The organism is Streptomyces sp. NPDC045287, assembly GCF_056432325.1.
The window spans coordinates 1-16,418 of record NZ_JBWKJG010000041.1 but is presented as its reverse complement, the minus strand read 5'-3'; the positions used below and the strand labels follow the sequence as shown (position 1 = coordinate 16,418).

General features: G+C 72.4%; 19 protein-coding genes. 17 read left to right on the top strand and 2 right to left on the bottom strand.

What is annotated here, in order from left to right; genetic code table 11:
* The coding region (locus tag AC07D6_RS33275; RefSeq protein ID WP_479050662.1) for a Scr1 family TA system antitoxin-like transcriptional regulator at positions 1-1,119 on the top strand (1,119 nt) is incomplete at its 5' end.
* A 194-nt stretch (positions 1,120-1,313) separates the two neighbouring features.
* Here the strand turns inward: AC07D6_RS33275 and AC07D6_RS33270 are convergent.
* Both AC07D6_RS33270 and AC07D6_RS33265 read right to left on the bottom strand, forming a co-directional pair.
* Complete coding sequence (locus tag AC07D6_RS33270) at positions 1,314-1,796, bottom strand: SAM-dependent methyltransferase (protein WP_479050660.1); 483 nt, start codon at positions 1,794-1,796, stop codon at positions 1,314-1,316.
* Between the two features lie 72 nt (positions 1,797-1,868).
* Positions 1,869-3,254: a Tat pathway signal protein gene (locus AC07D6_RS33265; protein ID WP_479050658.1), complete on the bottom strand. Its 1,386-nt coding sequence runs from the start codon at positions 3,252-3,254 to the stop codon at positions 1,869-1,871.
* 525 nt (positions 3,255-3,779) lie between these two features.
* On the opposite strand from AC07D6_RS33265, the gene AC07D6_RS33260 reads away from it, so the two are divergent.
* The 16 genes from AC07D6_RS33260 to AC07D6_RS33185 all read left to right on the top strand — a co-directional run.
* Positions 3,780-5,309 carry a sensor histidine kinase gene (locus AC07D6_RS33260; protein WP_479050656.1) on the top strand — a complete coding sequence of 510 codons (1,530 nt, stop codon included), beginning with the start codon at positions 3,780-3,782 and terminating at the stop codon, positions 5,307-5,309.
* A 71-nt stretch (positions 5,310-5,380) separates the two neighbouring features.
* The gene (locus tag AC07D6_RS33255; protein WP_479050654.1) at positions 5,381-5,833 is read left to right on the top strand and encodes a roadblock/LC7 domain-containing protein; all 453 of its coding nucleotides are present in this window, start codon (positions 5,381-5,383) and stop codon (positions 5,831-5,833) included.
* Between the two features lie 91 nt (positions 5,834-5,924).
* Positions 5,925-6,488 (top strand): GAF domain-containing protein, encoded by a 564-nt coding sequence (locus AC07D6_RS33250; protein WP_479050652.1) that lies wholly within the window; start codon positions 5,925-5,927, stop codon positions 6,486-6,488.
* 66 nt (positions 6,489-6,554) lie between these two features.
* Positions 6,555-7,742, top strand: coding sequence for an acyl-CoA dehydrogenase family protein (locus AC07D6_RS33245; protein ID WP_479050649.1), 1,188 nt, complete (start codon positions 6,555-6,557; stop codon positions 7,740-7,742).
* A 24-nt stretch (positions 7,743-7,766) separates the two neighbouring features.
* A complete protein-coding gene (locus tag AC07D6_RS33240) occupies positions 7,767-8,222 on the top strand; it encodes a LuxR C-terminal-related transcriptional regulator (RefSeq protein WP_479050647.1) in 456 nt (151 codons plus the stop codon).
* A gap of 187 nt (positions 8,223-8,409) precedes the next feature.
* Positions 8,410-8,808, top strand: a complete 399-nt coding sequence (locus AC07D6_RS33235; protein WP_479050645.1) for a hypothetical protein — start codon at positions 8,410-8,412, stop codon at positions 8,806-8,808.
* 33 nt (positions 8,809-8,841) lie between these two features.
* Positions 8,842-9,102: a helix-turn-helix domain-containing protein gene (locus tag AC07D6_RS33230; RefSeq protein ID WP_479050643.1), complete on the top strand. Its 261-nt coding sequence runs from the start codon at positions 8,842-8,844 to the stop codon at positions 9,100-9,102.
* Positions 9,099-9,920 carry a class I SAM-dependent methyltransferase gene (locus AC07D6_RS33225; protein WP_479050641.1) on the top strand — a complete coding sequence of 274 codons (822 nt, stop codon included), beginning with the start codon at positions 9,099-9,101 and terminating at the stop codon, positions 9,918-9,920. The genes AC07D6_RS33230 and AC07D6_RS33225 overlap by 4 nt, the downstream gene beginning before the upstream one ends.
* Positions 9,917-10,666 (top strand): hypothetical protein, encoded by a 750-nt coding sequence (locus tag AC07D6_RS33220; protein ID WP_479050639.1) that lies wholly within the window; start codon positions 9,917-9,919, stop codon positions 10,664-10,666. Before AC07D6_RS33225 ends, AC07D6_RS33220 begins: the two co-directional genes overlap by 4 nt.
* A 55-nt stretch (positions 10,667-10,721) precedes the next feature.
* Positions 10,722-10,949 (top strand): DUF5999 family protein, encoded by a 228-nt coding sequence (locus AC07D6_RS33215; protein WP_479050637.1) that lies wholly within the window; start codon positions 10,722-10,724, stop codon positions 10,947-10,949.
* Complete coding sequence (locus AC07D6_RS33210; protein ID WP_479050635.1) at positions 10,937-11,578, top strand: hypothetical protein; 642 nt, start codon at positions 10,937-10,939, stop codon at positions 11,576-11,578. The genes AC07D6_RS33215 and AC07D6_RS33210 overlap by 13 nt, the downstream gene beginning before the upstream one ends.
* A gap of 110 nt (positions 11,579-11,688) precedes the next feature.
* Positions 11,689-12,504, top strand: a complete 816-nt coding sequence (locus AC07D6_RS33205) for a Scr1 family TA system antitoxin-like transcriptional regulator (RefSeq protein WP_479050633.1) — start codon at positions 11,689-11,691, stop codon at positions 12,502-12,504.
* Positions 12,505-12,605: 101 nt separating this feature from the next.
* Positions 12,606-13,382 (top strand): hypothetical protein, encoded by a 777-nt coding sequence (locus tag AC07D6_RS33200; RefSeq protein ID WP_479050631.1) that lies wholly within the window; start codon positions 12,606-12,608, stop codon positions 13,380-13,382.
* Positions 13,379-14,233 (top strand): helix-turn-helix domain-containing protein, encoded by an 855-nt coding sequence (locus tag AC07D6_RS33195; RefSeq protein WP_479050629.1) that lies wholly within the window; start codon positions 13,379-13,381, stop codon positions 14,231-14,233. The genes AC07D6_RS33200 and AC07D6_RS33195 overlap by 4 nt, the downstream gene beginning before the upstream one ends.
* Positions 14,230-14,904, top strand: a complete 675-nt coding sequence (locus tag AC07D6_RS33190) for an HAD family hydrolase (protein WP_479050627.1) — start codon at positions 14,230-14,232, stop codon at positions 14,902-14,904. Before AC07D6_RS33195 ends, AC07D6_RS33190 begins: the two co-directional genes overlap by 4 nt.
* A 219-nt stretch (positions 14,905-15,123) precedes the next feature.
* Positions 15,124-16,418 (top strand): glycoside hydrolase family 15 protein (locus AC07D6_RS33185; RefSeq protein WP_479050625.1); only part of this gene is annotated, 1,295 nt, incomplete at its 3' end.

Genomic DNA, 16,418 nt, shown 5'->3' with positions numbered 1-16,418 from the left:
TGGCCCGGTACAGCAGGCGGTCGGGCGGTGGCCGGCTCCGTGGTCGACACCCCCTACAGCGACCCGCTCCTCTCCCGGGTCCTCGCCCGCGAAGCCCTGCTCTCCCTGGCTGTTCTGACGCCCGTCGACATCACCGCCGAGCAGAACGCCGCCCGGCGATCGGTCGCAGGCGGGCAGTCGACCGGGCAGGCCATCGCCGACGCGCGGCCGGCGTCGGCGCGGCGCGCAGAGGTCTCTCCTCTTCCGGCGCTGCGGCCGGGCCCGTGGCAGCCGCGCAAGTCGTCGCGGGTACGACTGGGCGAGCCGGTTGCTCCCGATCCCTGTTGCAGTGGTCGTGTGGTGTCGGCCGGGTCGGTGGTGCTCGGAGCCCTGCTGCGGCTGCTGCGCGACACCGTGGGCATGAGCCGTGCCGAGGCCGGCCGGGTGATCGGCAAGGCGGTCTCCACCATGACCAACTACGAGACCGGCCACACCCTTCTGACACAGGACAGGGTCGCGGCGCTGCTGGCCGCGTTCGGGCTGACCGCCACCGAGCTGGCCGACGCCCTGGAGCTGATGGCGCCCGCGCACCAGCACCTGTGCGACGACAACGGCGCCGACCGCGACATCCGCGCCCAAGCCGTCGAGCGGTACGCCCTGAACACCACGTTCTACAGCGAGTACATGTTCCCCGCCCCCTTCTACAGCACCCCGTTCGCCCAGTGGCTGAACCAGCAGCCCCACGCTCCGGGGTTTCCGCCGCCCCGGCCGCTGCCGCGCGGGCCGGTGACCGTGCTGCTGGGCGAGCAACTGCTGCACAAGCCGCTCGGCGGCCCGGCGGTGATGGCCCAGCAGCTGCGTCACCTCCTCGACCTGGCCCAACGGCCCCGGGTCACCGTGCGCCTGGTTCCCACCGGTGCGGGGGCCGCCAGCACCCACGGTGTCCTGGCCGTGCACGAGATGCCCGGCAGCGGCCCCCTGTGCGTCGAGGGCACGCTGCCCACCTACACCAACGGTGTGGCCGCCGCCCCGGTCCAAACCCAGATCCGCTGGGCGCACACCACCGCCCTGCCACCGGCCGACAGCCTGGCCGTGCTGCGGCAGGCCGTCGCCCGCCACGCCCAGGAGGCGGCCCGGTGAGCATCGTGCTGGTCAGGCGGATCCAGGTGGTGTGCCCCGGGGAGAGCAGGCGTGCGGGGCGGTGGCCGGGCGGGCCGGGGATGGTGTCTGGGTCGCTTCGTGGCAGGTGCCTGGAGGGGTCCGCTTCCGTCTCGGCCGTAGGCGGGGGTCGCGGGTGCGTGCCTGCGGCGTGTGGCCGCGGGCACGGCGCGGTGTCAAAGGCGGCTGCTGGCCGTCCTCCAGTAGAGCGGGTCGAGCATCTGGCCGGGCCAGGCCGGCTGGTGCACGGGGCCGCGCGGGCCCATCTGCCGGAAGTAGGGGGCCAGGTCGATGATCGGGGTGCCGTCGACGGCGTCGAGGTCGGTGACGTGCAGGTCGCGGCCGTCCACGTGCAGCAGGTGGGGGTAGCTGACGGCGAGCTGGTTGGGCCGGCGGTGGTTGCGGTGGACGAAGGTCCCGGTGGGCGGCCATGCGGGGTTGTTGCGGGGGCTGCGGGCGTGGAACTGGACATCCTCAGGCCGGGCCAGGTGGAAGTGCCACACCACGGTGAGGTGGGAGAACTCCTCGATGCCTTGGAGGGTGTCGAGCGGGTAGTGCTCGTGGAGGCGGATGACGGATTGGACTCCGCCCTGGTAGTCGTCCAAGACCTCGGTGTGGCCGCCGACCACGGTGGCGATCGACTCGACCTCGAACTTCATGACTGTCCCCTCTCTTTCCCCGGCGCCGCCGGCACGCGCGGTGCGCGGCAGCGGGGCTGCGTCGTGGCTGGTTCAGCCTATGGTGCGCAGCATGTCGCGGGCGCGCTGGTCCAGCTCGGTGACGTGGCAGCCGCCGCGGCGCAGGATGGGGGAGAGGTCGCGGCGCATACGGACGATGACGTCGCGGGCGCGGCCGGAGTGGATGCCGGTCATGGCGTCCAGGGCCTGGTTCCAGGTGGTGCAGGCGGCATCGAGGTGGCCTTGGCGGGCTTGGACGGCGCCGAGGTAGCCGAGGGTGACGCTGTGGGTGCGGGCGTAGAGGCGGTGGCGGGTGGCGACGCTGCGCTGGAAGTGCGCTTCGGCGTCCCTGGGGTGGCCCAGGTCGCGCAGGGCGCAGGCCGTTTCGTGGGCGAGGGAGGCTTCCTGGAAGAAGGTGACGCGCTGCGGGGCATCGGCGGCGGTGGCGCGGTCGAGGTCGCGTTCGGCGCGGTTGATCGCGGTAAGGGTGCCGGTGCGGTCACCGGTGGCGGCCAGGGCCCGGGCGTGGACGATGCCCAGCAGGGCTTTCTCCCTCGGGTGGGCTTGTCCGTAGCGGGAGGGGTCCATGGAGGCGGTCGCGAGGTCCAGGGCCTGGTGGGGGTGGCCGAGGTCGACGGCCTGGTGGGCCATGGCGCGCAGGATGTGGCCGCTGAGCGGTCCGTCGCCGGCTTCGGCCGCGAGCCGCACGGCCAGGGTGAAGTAGCGCTGGGCGGTGCGGTGCTCGCCGGCGTCGAAGGCCATCCAGCCGGCCAGGTAGGTCATCTCCCCGATGGCCGAGTACGCCTCGCGCCGGATCTGCTCGGCGGGGAAGCGACCGGTCAGCAGGGGGGCGACGTCGAACTTCAGGTGGGCGGCGAGCGCGGAGCGTCCGGCGGCCCCGCCACGCTGCTGGTCACGGTTGGAGAAGAACCGCGTGGTGTGGCGGATGTCGTCGATGTCGGTGGTGGTCACAGGGCGCGGCGAGGCGGCGGGCCGGTCCTTGGCCCTCTGGGTCGCCTTGGCCCACCACGCCGGGTCGGGCAGGGCGAGCGCGGTCACGGAGTACGCGGTGGTGGCGAGGATCTGGCGTCGGTGCATGTCGAGATCGTCTCTTCCCAGGTCGGCCAGCAGGGTCAGGGTGTCAACGCCCCAATCGGAGCCTTCATCCATCTGGTTGGCGGGCTCGGAGGCGAGTCCGATGTCGGCCAGGGTGATGCGGCGGCCGAGCTTGCGCGACAGCGCCTCGCAGAGGATATGGGGCGCGCGGCCACTGGGACGGGTGCCCTGGATCCACATCGCGATGTGGGAACGGCTCGTCCCGCACAGCTCGGTGGCGCCGCTCTCACGCGCCACCGCGACGAAGGCGGCAGCGGCCGCGCTCTGCGACCAGCCTGTTTCCGCGATTCGCTCGGCCAGTGCCTCATTGCGCTTACGAGCCATGGAGCGGTCCTCGACCTCGAAATGATCTTTGACGGGTTTGACGGGTTTCCCCGCCGCCGGGGGCTGTCCACCGGGCGTGTTGCGCGGTTCGCTCAACGTAGCGCTTCAGCAGGGACGTTCGCGGCTGAACAGGCCTACGCATTCGCCGCGCGACCGTCTCCTACCCATCGTCCGGCAGGAGTTCACGATGCCCCACTGGTCACTTCTCCCCTCGGTCGACGGCGCAACCGTCACCTTCGGCCTCACCGGCACCGGCTCGATAACCCTCTCGGGGCTGTCGGGACCGTAGACGTGGACGGCCTCACCTACGGCGTGCCCTACGCCGTATCGAGGCCGCCCACCCGTGGGCTCCTGTCCCTCCCGGCCCTCCACGGCTACCGGCTCGCCGCGGTCGGCGCCCGCCGGAGAAGCAGGAGTGAGAGCAGCGGGCACTGCTCTCCCGGCCGCCGCGGTCGCGGCACTGCCCCGCGGCGGCCGGTCCACCCGCCTATCAGCACACACCAACCGACGACTCACCGAGGACTCATGACCGCCGAAGAGCTCCGCACCCCTTCCTTACCGCGTGAGGGCCGGCCCCGCCGCCGGCACGCCGCCGGAAACACCGACAAGGCCGACGGTGCCGCGCCGCGTCCCCGTGCCACAGTGCTCGGTTCGGTTGTGGGCACGGGTGTGGTGAGCGCGGCGGCGTGGAGTGCCCAGGCGGCCGGTTACCTGCCCTGGCAGGCGGGCATCTTGGCCGCGGGCGCCGGGTGTGCGGGCGTGGCGGTGTGGGGGTGGCGGCGTGCCGGCGTGGTGGAGGGTGTGCTGCGCGGGCAGGCGGCACAGCTCGATACCCAGGTGGAAGCGCTGGAGCATCTGCTGCGTCTTCTCGCCGAGGGCAGGGCGGCTGTCGCGCAGGCGGTAGGCCTGGCGAAGGCGGGCGAGCGTGAGCATGGTCTGCCGCAGCCGGCCCACGGCCCTGTCCTAACCGACGGCTTCAGGTCGGTGGCGGAGGCGATCATCGCCGCGCGGGGTGAGGCGGTGCGGGCGGTCTTCCAGGCGGCTGACGCCGAGCAGGACCAGGTCGCGATGGCGCGGGTGCTGGCCTCCCGGGTGCGGGCCTTGGCCGAGCGCGCGACCGCCGCGATCGACAAGGTCGAGCTGGCCATCGAGGACCCCGATCTGCTGGACCGCGTGTTTCGCGTGGACCATCTGCTGCTGCGGGTCAGGCGCTGGGCCGAGGGGCTGGCCGTGCTGGGTGGGCACCGCCTGCCGGCGCTGCGCGAGACCCCGGAGTTGCCGTCCGTGCTGCGCATGGCGTTGCAGGAGGTCGAGCACTACCAGCGGGTGCAGATCCAGCCCGTCTCCACCACGGTGGCCCTGCCCCCCTACGCGGCGCCGGGGGTGGTGCACCTGCTGGCCGAGCTGATCGACAACGCGGCGGCCTGCTCCCCGTCCGACTCCCCGGTGGTGGTGCGCACCGCGGTGGTGGGCGGCGGGGTGGAGATCACGGTCGAGGACCTCGGCATCGGCGTCAAGCCCGACACCCTGGAGGCGCTGAACCGGCTGATCGCCGATCCGTACGGCGCGGCCATGCGCGCGCACGTGCTGTCGGGGCGGATCGGCCTGGTCGTCGTGGGCCGTCTTGCCGCCCACCACGAGATGCGCGTCGACCTCCACCCGCGGCCCGAAGGCGGCATCCAGGCCCGGGTGCTGCTGCCCAGCCACCTGCTCACCACCCCCGCAGCACCCGCACCGCACGCGCCTGCCCACCCCACGCCCGCCCCCACACCCGCGCGGCACCCGGCCGGGCCAGCGGTCGCCCCCTCGCACCCGGCCGGGCCGGCGACCGCAGCCTCGACCCGTGCGACCACCCCGGCGGGCCTTCCCCGCCGGACCCCCGCCCCGGCGCCTTCTGCGGGCAGTGGTCAGCGCCCGGCCCTGCCGCGCCGGCCGCTGACCGCCCCCACCGGCACCACCGCGCCCTTGGGCGCCGCGCGTCCGGCAGGCCCGCCGACCAAGGGCCTGATCGGCGGCTTCGTCTCCGGCACACGCCACACCCCGCCCCAAAAGTGAGCACGCCCCGCTGCCTTGCCCAGCGGGTCCCTCCCGGTTCACCCGGCCTGACGACCACCAAGAGGAACACGATGAACCCCACTTTCGGCCCCGAGCACCACACCAAGATCACTTCCCTGCTGGACGACTTCGTCCAGCAGGTGCCCGGAGTCCTGCAGGCCCTGCTCGCCTCGGCCGACGGGCTGAGGATGGCCCACGCCGGTGACGGCCTGGACGACACCGCAGCGGACCAGCTCGCCGCCCTCACCTCCGCACTGGTCTCCCTGGGACGCGGGGAGGGCCTGGCCATGGCCGGCACCGACCAGGACGGCGAGGTCCGGCAGCTCCTCGTCGAACACGGCGCCGGATGCCTGCTGGTCATGAGCACCGATGCCGGACCGGGCAGCGCCGGCGGGCAGCTGGTCGGCAGCGTCCTGGCCGTGCGTACCACCCGGGACGCCGATCCGGGCGTGGTCGCCTACGAGATGAGCGCCCTGATCACGGCCGTCGGCGAGCACCTGGTCACCTCCGCGCGCGCGGCGTAGTGACCACACCCGGCGCCGCGGCCCCGCGCCGCACACGCCGACCCTCCTCCTCCTTGGAACCATCCCTTCGTACTCTCGCAGGAGCCCTTCGGTGCACTCGTCTCCCAGCGGACGCAGCGGCGAGCTTGCCGCCTTACGTCGCGATGTCATCCGCCAGTTGGGTCTGGAGCGGCCCACCGGCGAGCTCGACGACTTCGCCCGCGAGCTGGCGCACACCGCCGGCCTGCCCTACGCCATGGTCAACCTCCTTGACCCCGACTCCGGTGGCCAGTTGTTCGTCGGCCTGCACCAACCGAATGAGGACGGCCGCCGCGACCTGGGCAGCGACCCTCTGCCGGTCGTCGGCCGGCACATGGCCTTGGACCACGGCTACTGCCCCGAAGTCGTCCGACGGCGCAAGCCCCTGGTCTTGCCCAACGTCTACGCCCACCCGCGGTTCTCCGGCAACCCGGTCGTCGACCGGATCGGCATCCGCACCTACGCCGGAGCGCCTCTGATCCACGAGCCGACCGGTGTGGTCCTGGGCACGGTGTGCGTCGTGGGCACCCAGCCACGCCCCGCCGCCACCGGCCGCCCCTCGCTGGAGCTGATCAAACAGTGGCGCGACCAGCTCATGCACCACCTCCTCCAGTGCAACGCAGCCCCGTCCCCGTAGGACACCGCACACCCCGCGCAGACGACCCAAACCCCCGCCCGTACACGAATGAGAGGAAACACCACGGTGTCGGACCACCTGCTGTCCCGGGAGCACCACGCCCTGCGTAAGGAGGTGCGGGCCTTCGCCGAGGCGGAGGTCGCCCCGCGCGTGGCGGTGATGGAGGCGTCCCGCACCGTGGAGCGGGAGCTGGCACAGCGGATCGCCGAGCGCGGCTGGATCGGGGTGACGATCGACCAGGGGTTCGGGGGGATGGGGGCCGGGCACCTGGCCAAGACGATCATCATCGAGGAGCTGTCCCGCGTGAGTGCGGCGATGGGCGCGATGGTGCAGGCCTCCCAGCTCGGCGTCGCCAAGATCCTCCACTTCGGCAGCCTTGAGCAGAAGAAGACCTGGCTGCCGCTGGTCGCGGACGGTCGGTGCCTGCCGACGATCGCCGTCACCGAGCCGGGGTCCGGCAGCCATGTCCTGGGCATGGAGACGACCGCCCGCCGCGAGGGCGACCACTACGTCCTGACCGGCAGCAAGACCTACGTGGGCAACAGTCACATCGGGGACCTGCACGGGGTCGTCGCCCGCACCGGCCCCGGCTCGGCGGGTCTGAGCGCGTTCCTGGTGGAGGCCGACCGGCCCGGTCTGCGCATCGGCGGCGAGAAGCCGACGTTGGGCCTGCACGGTTTCGGCTTCGGCGAGCTGTTCTTCGACAACTGCCGCATACCGGTGGCCAACCGTCTCGGCGCCGAGGGCGACGGCCTGAAGGTCGCCTACTCCTCCAGCGTCCTGTACGGAAGGCTCAACCTGACCGGGGTCGCGCTCGGCATCCACCAGGCCGTCCTCGACGAAACCGTCGCCTTCACCCGCGAGCGCCACCGCTACGGCGGTCCCCTGCACGAACTGGACACCGTCAAGGCCAAGATCGGGCAGATCCACTCCCGGCTTCTCACCTGCCGCCTGACCGCCTACCACGCCGCGACCCTCCTGGACGCGGGGGTGCCGTGCGACGACCAGGCGATGAACGCCAAGCTGATCAACACCGAGCTGCTGCTGGACTCGGTGCGGCAGGCGATGGAGATCCACGCGGCGGCCGGCCTGTTCACCGACCGGCCCATCGAACGCTACCTGCGCGACGCCCACCACATCTTCGCCCCCGCCGGCACCTCCGACATCCAACGACTACGCCTGGCCGAATCCGCCCTGGGCCTGTCTGGCACCCCGTGGTCCACCACGATCCCCACCTCCCCCGCCTCCGTTTGACCACCTCGACCTTCGGAACCGCCCATGCCTGCCACCGCTGTCATCACCCCGCTGTCTACCAGCGAGAAGCGCGCCGCCGCGTACGTGGTCCTCGGATACAGCAACGCGGAGATCGCCGCCGCGACCCACATCACCACGTCCACCGTCACCGCCTACCTGGGCTCGGTGAGGACGAAGCTGTGCTGCCCGCCGCGGATCTCCCGCCCCGTGTTCGCGCACCTGCTGATCACCGCAGGGCAGATCCCCCCGCCTACCGCGCCCAGCCCCCCGCCTGACTTCACCGATGTCGAGCGGCGCCTGATACGCGCCCTCGCCGAGCACTCCCGCCTCGCCGACATCGCCCGCACCACCGGCACCAGCTGCTTCAAGGTCCGCAGGCAGATCAATGCCCTGCTCAAGCGGGCGGGCGCCCGCAGTGCCGCTCACCTCGTGGCCCTCGCGCACACCTGGGGACTCCTGCCGGCCCCCGCTGAGCCGTAACCCCCCTCTCTCCTACGACCTACGAAGGGCACCAGGCATGCAGGCTCTGCAGCTCGCGCCGACACGACCCGCACCCCCAGCACCCGCCCACCCCGCCCATCCCGCCCGGCCGGGCCGGCCCGGCCGGCCCGGCCGGCCCGGCCAGCCTGGTCGGCTCCCGCACCGTGCCGGGCACGAGGTGCTGGACGTGGTGCTTGTGGAAGCGGCGCTGGCCGCGCGCGTCATCGAGCTGCTGGCCGGGCATCCCGCCGATCCTCTCGGGGCCGTCTTCGCCACTGGCACCGGCGCGTGGGGGTTCCTCCTGCCGCCGCTGTCGCACGATCTGGCCTGGCCGCAGCCCTGCCACTACCTGTCCGAGATCACCGCCGAGTGCCTGCCGCCGGCGCGCTGTACCAGCACCGGTCACCGGCTCGGGTGGGTGCGCCGGCGGCCCGACACCCGACTGCTGACCGCGCCACTGCTGCTCCACCCGGTCCTCACCGACATGACCGCGCACTACCGCCCCGGCCCCACGCCCGGTGACGCGCCGTCCGACCACCGCGCGGGAGCCGCGTACGGGTCCGGTCCGGCCCCCCGCTCCCGCTGAATCCCTTGTCCTTCGCTCCAGTCAGAAAGAACCATGTTCGCCACCAGCAACAAAGCGCCCTCTCCCCCGCCTCTCTACAAGCCCCGTGTCCGCCTCACGCCCGAGGAAGAGGCGGAGTTCCAGGCCCGGGCCGTCAAAATGTATGACGCCCACCTGTCGATTCGGCAGATCAGTAAGAGGACCGGCCGGTCCTACGGGGCGGTCCACAAAACACTCAGCCAGGCCAGCGTGACGTTCCGCAGCCGCGGCGGCGCGCGGAAGCACTCCACGTCCGCCCAGGGCGGTGCCGCATGAGCGACCCCACCAGCAACACCCCGCCACGGGCGTCGGCGGATGTGTGGGCCCATTTCGGGGCGCTGCGCCTGGCCCAGCAGACCCGTAGCGTCGATCGCCCCCTGACCTGGGACCAGTACGACGTGCCTGGCGCTCCGGGCGAGGAGGTTGTGGGTTCGGTGGCCGGGTTGGCGGTTGCCGACATCGGGTGCGGGGCCGGGTGGCACATCGCCCGCATCGCACACCTGGGTGCCCGTACGTGTGTGGGGGTGGACTCCTCGCCCTCGCAGATCGCCCGGGCCGCCGCCCGCTACGGGCACCTGCCTGCCTTGCGGTTGGTGTGCGGCGAGGCGACCACCTACCTGTCCGCTCGCCCGGCCCAGTTCGATCTGGTCGTCTCGGTATTCGGGGCCGTCGACTTCACCGACCCCGGCGTGCTGCTTCCCGCCGTGGCGGCGGCGCTGCGGCCCGCAGGGCGCCTGGTGTTCTCCACGCCGGCCCGCCACACCAACGGCCGCCCCGCCGACGCCGAGGTACAGCCCAACTGGGTACGGGTGCCGCTGGTCGACGGCTCCACCTCAAAGATCCCCCGGTGGACGTTGGACGAGGAGGTGTGGCGTGGCCTGCTCGCCTTCCACGGCCTCACCGTGCAGGCATGCCACCTCATCGACGCCCCGCCGACAGGCACCCCCACCCGCCTGTTGCAGTGCCGGCGCGTCGACGATGCCGCGCCGGGCTACACGGCGCCGAGCCTGGCGAGCCTGCTGCCCAAGACGGGCGCCCCGGCCCGGTCGTTCACGGTCAAGCTCGGCTCCCTGCCCGGCCGGGAGGCGCGGTGAGCAGCCTTGTGATGCCGCGTGACCAGCACCACGCCTGCCCCGATGTCGCTACCGCGGCGCGGTCGGCGGGGCGGTTGGATATCGCTCCCCATGCCGGTGAGTACCCCTACGACCTCGATGTCATCGTCGACCCGCAGCACGGGGTCACCTTCGTCGGGCAGCAGCCCGAGGACCGCGACCTCGACGGCATCCTGTGGTGGCCCTGGGGCGGCCCGCGAACCGGTGCGGTGCAGTGGGCGCTGCACCATCCCCTACGCCAGCGCCGTGCTGTGGAGAACCTGCGGTGCGCCGGGTGCGGCGGGGAGCCGGACCGCGACCCGCGCCGCGGGATGCTGTGGCTGCTGAACGCCGACCCCGAGCAGCCGGCGGATGCCGTCTGGCCGCGCGACATCCTCACCGTGACACCGCCGATCTGCCGGCCGTGCGCCCAACGTGCCGCCGACCAGTGCGTGGTGCTGCATGAGGGCTGCGTGGCCGTACGGGCGCGGCAGGCCGAGCTGGTGGGGGTGCGCGGCACCCTCTACCTGCCCGACCAGCCGCCCGAGCCGGAAGTGTTCGTCCGGCACACCGACCCCCAGGCCCGGTTCGTCATCGCCCAGCAGGCCGTACGCGAGCTACACGACGCCGTGCTGGACGAGGCGTTCGAGACCGCCCCGGCCGCCCGCTGCCCCCTCCCCGCCGGCCACCCAGCGACAGAGGCGCAGGTACTGCCCACTCCTGGGGGCTCCTGGGGGCGCCCGCGGTGACCTGCTCCGGCTTTCCACCCCATCCGCTCCATCACCATCTGTGAGGACTGCCATGATGAGGACCAGCACGTGCGCGCACCAGCCGCCCTGTCCGCCGGCGGGCGCACCCGATCGTGAGGCCGCCCGCCTCGTCGCCCACCACCCCGAGCAGGGATGGGGGTTGCTGTGCAACGGCGTAGTCCACTTCGAGGACACCGGTGACCTCCTGCCCGACGGGCAGGTCATCGCCCCGCACCGGCCCACGCACTCGGCGACGCGGCGGGTGATGGCATGGCCGGCGTGACCACACACCCGATGCCCGGAGCCGACCCCACTGGGGCTGCGGCCCGTTCGGTGTACGAGATGCGGCCGTTGAACAGCGCCGCGGAGCGGGCGCAGGCCGCCACCCTGGTCGAGGAGCGTCTGGGCTGGCTCGCGCGCCGGGCCTTGCCTGTTCCGGTTCGCGAAGACATCCCCGCTCTGTTCCGGGACGCGGTGTGTGAGCCGGTCGGGCTGTTCGAGGACGATGTTCTGCTGGCCTGCCTGCTCCTGGACCGGTGGCCCGACCTCACGCACTGGGGCACCGCCGGCACCGGGCCGAGCCTGATCCTCGGCCATGTCCACACCCGTCCCGGGCGTGCGGACGACATCCTCCGCCTGCTCACCTTGTGGGCGTGTGACTTCGCCGCCCGCCTGGGTGTGCCCGTGGTGCGTGCCGAGGCCCTGGCCCGGCGCGAGCTGTCGTTGGATCCCTTCGCCCGGGTCCTGGCCCGCCTGCGGGAGATGGGCTGGGAAGTGCAGGGCCAAGGGCCGGGGGTCAGTGGCGAGCGGGTCGCTCGTCTTGAGTTGCCCGCCGAGCTCCGGCCCGGCCTGACCCCCCTCATCGGCTGCACGATCCCCTTGGCTCCGCGCACCGAGTGGAGTGCCTTGTGACGACTACCCCCGAGACGCCGGCCGTAGGGGGCCGTGTTCGACCGCGCCTGGTAGGAACCTCCTCGCCGGTTGCCGAAGGCGAAGGGGCTCCGGCTCCGGTCGGGATCGTCGTGGGCGCCTACCTGCGCGCCCTGCGCGAAGCGAATGGCTGGATGCTGCACGAGGTGGCGCGTCGTGTACGTGTCCATATCTCTACGGTCAGCCGCTGGGAACGCGCCCTGTGTCCGATCCCGTCGCCCGACCTGGAGGTCTTGCTGCGGCTGTACGGGGCGGAGGTGCGGGAGATCCGGTACCTGGTCGGCGAGCTCGCGCACCACAACCTGGGGCGGTGGTCCGATGTGGCCGGCGAGGTGGCAGTAGCCCGCTACGCGCTCATCGCCCAGGTGGCGAGCAGAGTCGTGCACTACACCGCGGCGCGGATCCCGCCCGCCTACCGCACCCCGGCCTACCGGGTGGCGGTCACCTGTGCCCAGTACTGCCCGGTTCCCGACGAGCCCGCCGTGATGCCGCCCTGGCTCGCGAAGATGGAACCGACCGTCGACCAGCATCGGGTCCTGCTGCTGGACGATGCCGTCCTGGAGCAGCCGGTCGGCGCGCCTGGGGTGATGGCCGAGCAGATGCGGCACCTGCTGCAACTGATGGACGACGCCACCGGCGCCGGGCCTGTCACCATCCGGGTCCTGCCACGCGTCGTGTCGCTCGGCGTCCTCCCTCTCGTCGGGGAGGTCGCCGACTTCACCGTCCACGACCACCGGCTGGTGGCGGGGATGGACCTGTCGCCCTGGTATACGACCCATCACTCTCCCTACGCCCGCGCCATCCACGCCGCCCTCCCCCACGCCCTCGAACAGGCGCACGACCACCAGGACTCCTACGCCCTGATCCGGCAGGCCGCCAACTGGTGGGCACACGAGGCGGCCCCCTGACCTCGCCACCCCACCCACCGGCGCCCCTTCCCGTGGCACCGGTCTTCCGCGCCCTTCACGCCCACCGGGCTCAGCCCTTACCTCATGTCAGGAACACGCACATGATCGACCCGCACACCGACGCTCCGGCCGCGCCCCTCAGCCCAGAAGAGCAGCGCGCCCGGGATACCGCCCGTCGCGCGCTGTATGAGGCGCTGTACGACGCCGGGCAGATCCCCCTGGAAATCCCCGGCCAGGCGGGGGATCCGTCCATCACTATCCGCACCCCGCACGAGAACGGGCCTGGTAGCGGCGCCTGGTGGGTGACGGGCCAGGACAACCTGCCCGCAAGCGACGTGGAGGGGCACGTCCAGCGTGTCCTGGCAGGACAGGGGATCACGGCCCGGGCGGTGGTCGACGAGATGTCGCTGTGGCTCACCATGCCGTCCACCGCTGATGCCGAGCGTCTCACCGATCTGGTCATCGAAGGGATGTCGGCCCAGCACCGCGCCGCGGCACGCCTGCGCACCGTCCTTGCCCGCGCCGGCATCCACACCTGCGCCGCAGCCGACGACGGCCGTGTCGAGGTCGGTGTCCTCACCCTTCCCGACGCGCTGCGGCTGCTGACGATCCTCGACGGTCCCGACCAGGCGAGGGTGTTCTCCTTGCAGAACATGGTCCCGGCCGAGATCGAGAGGCTGGCCGACCAGCTCATGGACTGCCTCGGACGGGCGAGCGGCACCAAAGTGGTCGTGGAAGGCGATCCCGTGTGCAGGACCTGCACGCGGGAAGACCAGGTCCTCGTCGGCATGCTCGATCCGGAGCGGGCCCAGCAGCTGGCCGACCGCATCGAAGACGCCCTGGACGCGAAGCGGACGACGCCTGGGGCCGCGCGGTGAGCGCCCCGTCGCAGGCGGCGTTCGTGCACGGCCGCCGCGCGGGGGCGTGCGAGGCCGCACCATGTGCGGAGCTGTCCGTGCCGGCGCTGGTCCTGGGGGCGCTGCTGCGCCACCACCGCGAGCAGGCCGGACTGTCTCCGGCCGAGGCCGGGGAGGTGATCCGCAAGTCGGCGTCGACGATCTCGCGTCTGGAGTGCGCGCAGGTACCCGCCCGCCGGCGTGACGTCGTCGACCTGGCCCGCGCCTACGGCCTGCGGGGTGATCGGGTGCGGGAGGTCGAGGAGCTCGCCGACTACGAGCACCGGCACCTTATGGCCGACGTCTACGGCCACCCGCAGGGGGTGCTGTCCGTGCTGGAGGCCCGCGCCACCCGTCTGCGGATCCTCGCCGCCTTCGCACTGCCGCCGATCATCCCCGACACCCACAGCACCCCTCCCCCGCCCCGCGATGGCGCGCCGACCGTACCCGTGTCGCGGCCGTGGCCCGTGCGGGGCGAGGTGACGCTGCTGGTGGAGGACACCGTGCTGCTGCGCCCCCGGGGAGGCTACGCGGCCGCGGCCGCCCGACTGCGACGGGTGATCACCCTGGTCGAATTCGGCGTGTTGACGGTGCGGATCGTGCCCTACGAGCACGGTGTCTGCCCCGTCGGGCCGATGATCAGCGAACTCACCCTGCCCCAAGGGCGGGTGTATGTGCACGAGGGGCTCCTGCCCGTCTACCACACCGGACACGCCTCCGCGCCCTACCGCACCGCCCTGGACAGGGCCGCCGACGCGGCGCTGGACCGTGAGGCGAGCCTTCAAGCCCTGTGGCGGGCCGTAGGCGTCTTCGCCTGCCGGGAGGCGGCATGACACCGCCTTCCACCATGCCCGCGGCCCTGTTCGACCTCGATGGCACCCTCATCGACCACGCTCACGCTTTCACCGCGTGGGCCGAGGAGTTCGCCGCCCGCCACGGCATCGATGCGGCCGCGCTGCACGACGCCGAGAAGCGCCACGCCGGCCGGCGCCACCGCTTCTTCATCGAGGTCAAGGCCCGCTTCGGTATCGACGCCTCCGTCGACCAGCTCTACCGGGACTACCGGCAGCGCATCGTCGAACTCGTCCCGCATCGGCCCGAGGTCTGTCAGGCCGTCGCCTCCCTGGCGGAAACGGGGTGGAAGCTCGGCGTGGTCACCAACGGCGACCCGGCCACGCAGCGGGAAAAGCTCCACGTCAGCGGCCTGCACTGCTACTTCCCGACGGTGATCGTGTCCGGGGAGTACGGCATCCGCAAGCCCGACCCCTACCTGATCCGTATCGCGCTCGACGACCTCGACGCGCGTACCGGCGTCATGGTCGGCGACCGGCTGGACACCGATATCGCCGGAGGCAAAACGGCCGGGCTGCGGACCGTGTGGATCACCACCAACCCCCGGCGCCCGCCACGCGACCTCGTCCCCGACGCGGTCGTACCCGACGTCGTCCAGGCCGTGCGCTGGCTCCGCACCCGCGACCGTGCCCCCATCCCCGCGCTCCGATAGCGGCGCCGGGAAGCCGGCAGACGGTCGCCCCGCTTGGAAGAACCTGTGGCGGGTCGCGGTGTTCGTGCTGGCCCTGGCCGTGCTGATCGTCGCCGCCGAAACCCCCCAAGGCTGAACCCCCACCAGCCCCCTTTGTTGCACCACCTCACCCACTCACCCTGTGTGCAGTCGTCGCCCGCACGGCCGAACTGCACCCCTCGTACCGAAGGAACAAGACGCATGGTTGGCCGTATCGAGGACTACGCGCTCCTGGGAGACATGCAGACCGCCGCCCTGGTGGGCCGCGACGGCTCCGTGGACTGGCTGTGCCTGCCCCGCTTCGACGCCCCCGCCGTCTTCACCGCCCTCCTGGGGACCGAGGAGCACGGGTACTGGCGGATCGGCCCGGCCCACCCCGAGACCACCCTGCCCCCCGCCGCCGACCGCCGCCGCTACCGCGACAACTCCCTCGTCCTGGAATCCGAATGGGACATCCCCGGGCACGGCACGGTGCGCGTCACCGACTGCATGACCCTCCACACCGGCGCTCCACAGCTGGTGCGGACCGTCCAGGGCCTGGCAGGCCGCGTGCGGATGCGCTCCGCGCTGAACCCGCGCGTCTTCTACGGGCAGGACTCCGCGCCCCGCCGAACGCCGGGGGGCGGGCGTACGGTCTTCGCCGTCGGCGACGACTTCCTCGAGCTGACCACCACCGCCTGCCTCGACACCCGTGGGGGCTTCTGGGTCGGTGAGGGCGAGGTCCTCACCTTCACCCTCACCTGGCATCCCGGCTCCGCTGGCATGCCGCAGCCGCTGCGGGCTGAAGATGCTGTGCTGCGCACGGACATCCACTGGCGGGCGTGGTCGGACCTGTCCACGTACAACGGCCCGCACGCCGAGGCGGTGGCCCGCTCGGCGATCACACTGAAGGCGATGACGCACGCGCCGACGGGCGGGATCGTGGCGGCGCCGACGACGTCGCTGCCGGAGGAGATCGGCGGGGTGCGCAACTGGGACTACCGCTACTGCTGGCTGCGCGACTCCGCCATGACCATGGGCGCGCTGGCCTCGCTCGGCCACCTCGACGAAGTCCGCGCCTGGCGGCAGTGGCTGCTGCGCACCATCGCCGGCGCCCCGGACAACCTGCAGATCATGTACGGCCTCGGCGGCGAACGCGACCTGACCGAGTGCACGCTGGAGTGGCTGCCCGGCTACGAGAACTCCTCGCCGGTCCGCGTCGGCAACGGCGCCGCCACCCAGCTCCAGCTCGACGTGTACGGCGAGGTCATCGACGCCCTCCACCAGGCCCGCGAGGCGGGTCTCGAACCCGATCCGGAAGCCACCGCGCTCCAACTGCGGCTCGTCGCCCATCTGGAGCAGCGCTGGGACGAGCCGGATGAGGGGATTTGGGAGGTGCGCGGTCCGCGCCGCCACTTCGTGCACTCCAAGGTCATGGCGTGGGTGGCCGTCGACCGCACCATCAAGCTGATCGAGTCCGGCGACGCCGACGGCCCCGTGGAGCGGTGGCGCGACCT

Excerpts from the sequence above, each read along its gene's own strand:
- AC07D6_RS33265 (WP_479050658.1), bottom strand. The coding sequence starts at position 3,254 with ATGGCTCGTAAGCGCAATGAGGCACTGGCCGAGCGAATCGCGGAAACA.
- AC07D6_RS33190 (WP_479050627.1), top strand. The coding sequence starts at position 14,230 with ATGACACCGCCTTCCACCATGCCCGCGGCCCTGTTCGACCTCGATGGC.
- AC07D6_RS33270 (WP_479050660.1), bottom strand. The coding sequence starts at position 1,796 with ATGAAGTTCGAGGTCGAGTCGATCGCCACCGTGGTCGGCGGCCACACC.
- AC07D6_RS33255 (WP_479050654.1), top strand. The coding sequence starts at position 5,381 with ATGAACCCCACTTTCGGCCCCGAGCACCACACCAAGATCACTTCCCTG.
- AC07D6_RS33210 (WP_479050635.1), top strand. The coding sequence starts at position 10,937 with ATGGCCGGCGTGACCACACACCCGATGCCCGGAGCCGACCCCACTGGG.
- AC07D6_RS33240 (WP_479050647.1), top strand. The coding sequence starts at position 7,767 with ATGCCTGCCACCGCTGTCATCACCCCGCTGTCTACCAGCGAGAAGCGC.
- AC07D6_RS33230 (WP_479050643.1), top strand. The coding sequence starts at position 8,842 with ATGTTCGCCACCAGCAACAAAGCGCCCTCTCCCCCGCCTCTCTACAAG.
- AC07D6_RS33225 (WP_479050641.1), top strand. The coding sequence starts at position 9,099 with ATGAGCGACCCCACCAGCAACACCCCGCCACGGGCGTCGGCGGATGTG.
- AC07D6_RS33260 (WP_479050656.1), top strand. The coding sequence starts at position 3,780 with ATGACCGCCGAAGAGCTCCGCACCCCTTCCTTACCGCGTGAGGGCCGG.
- AC07D6_RS33200 (WP_479050631.1), top strand. The coding sequence starts at position 12,606 with ATGATCGACCCGCACACCGACGCTCCGGCCGCGCCCCTCAGCCCAGAA.
- AC07D6_RS33215 (WP_479050637.1), top strand. The coding sequence starts at position 10,722 with ATGAGGACCAGCACGTGCGCGCACCAGCCGCCCTGTCCGCCGGCGGGC.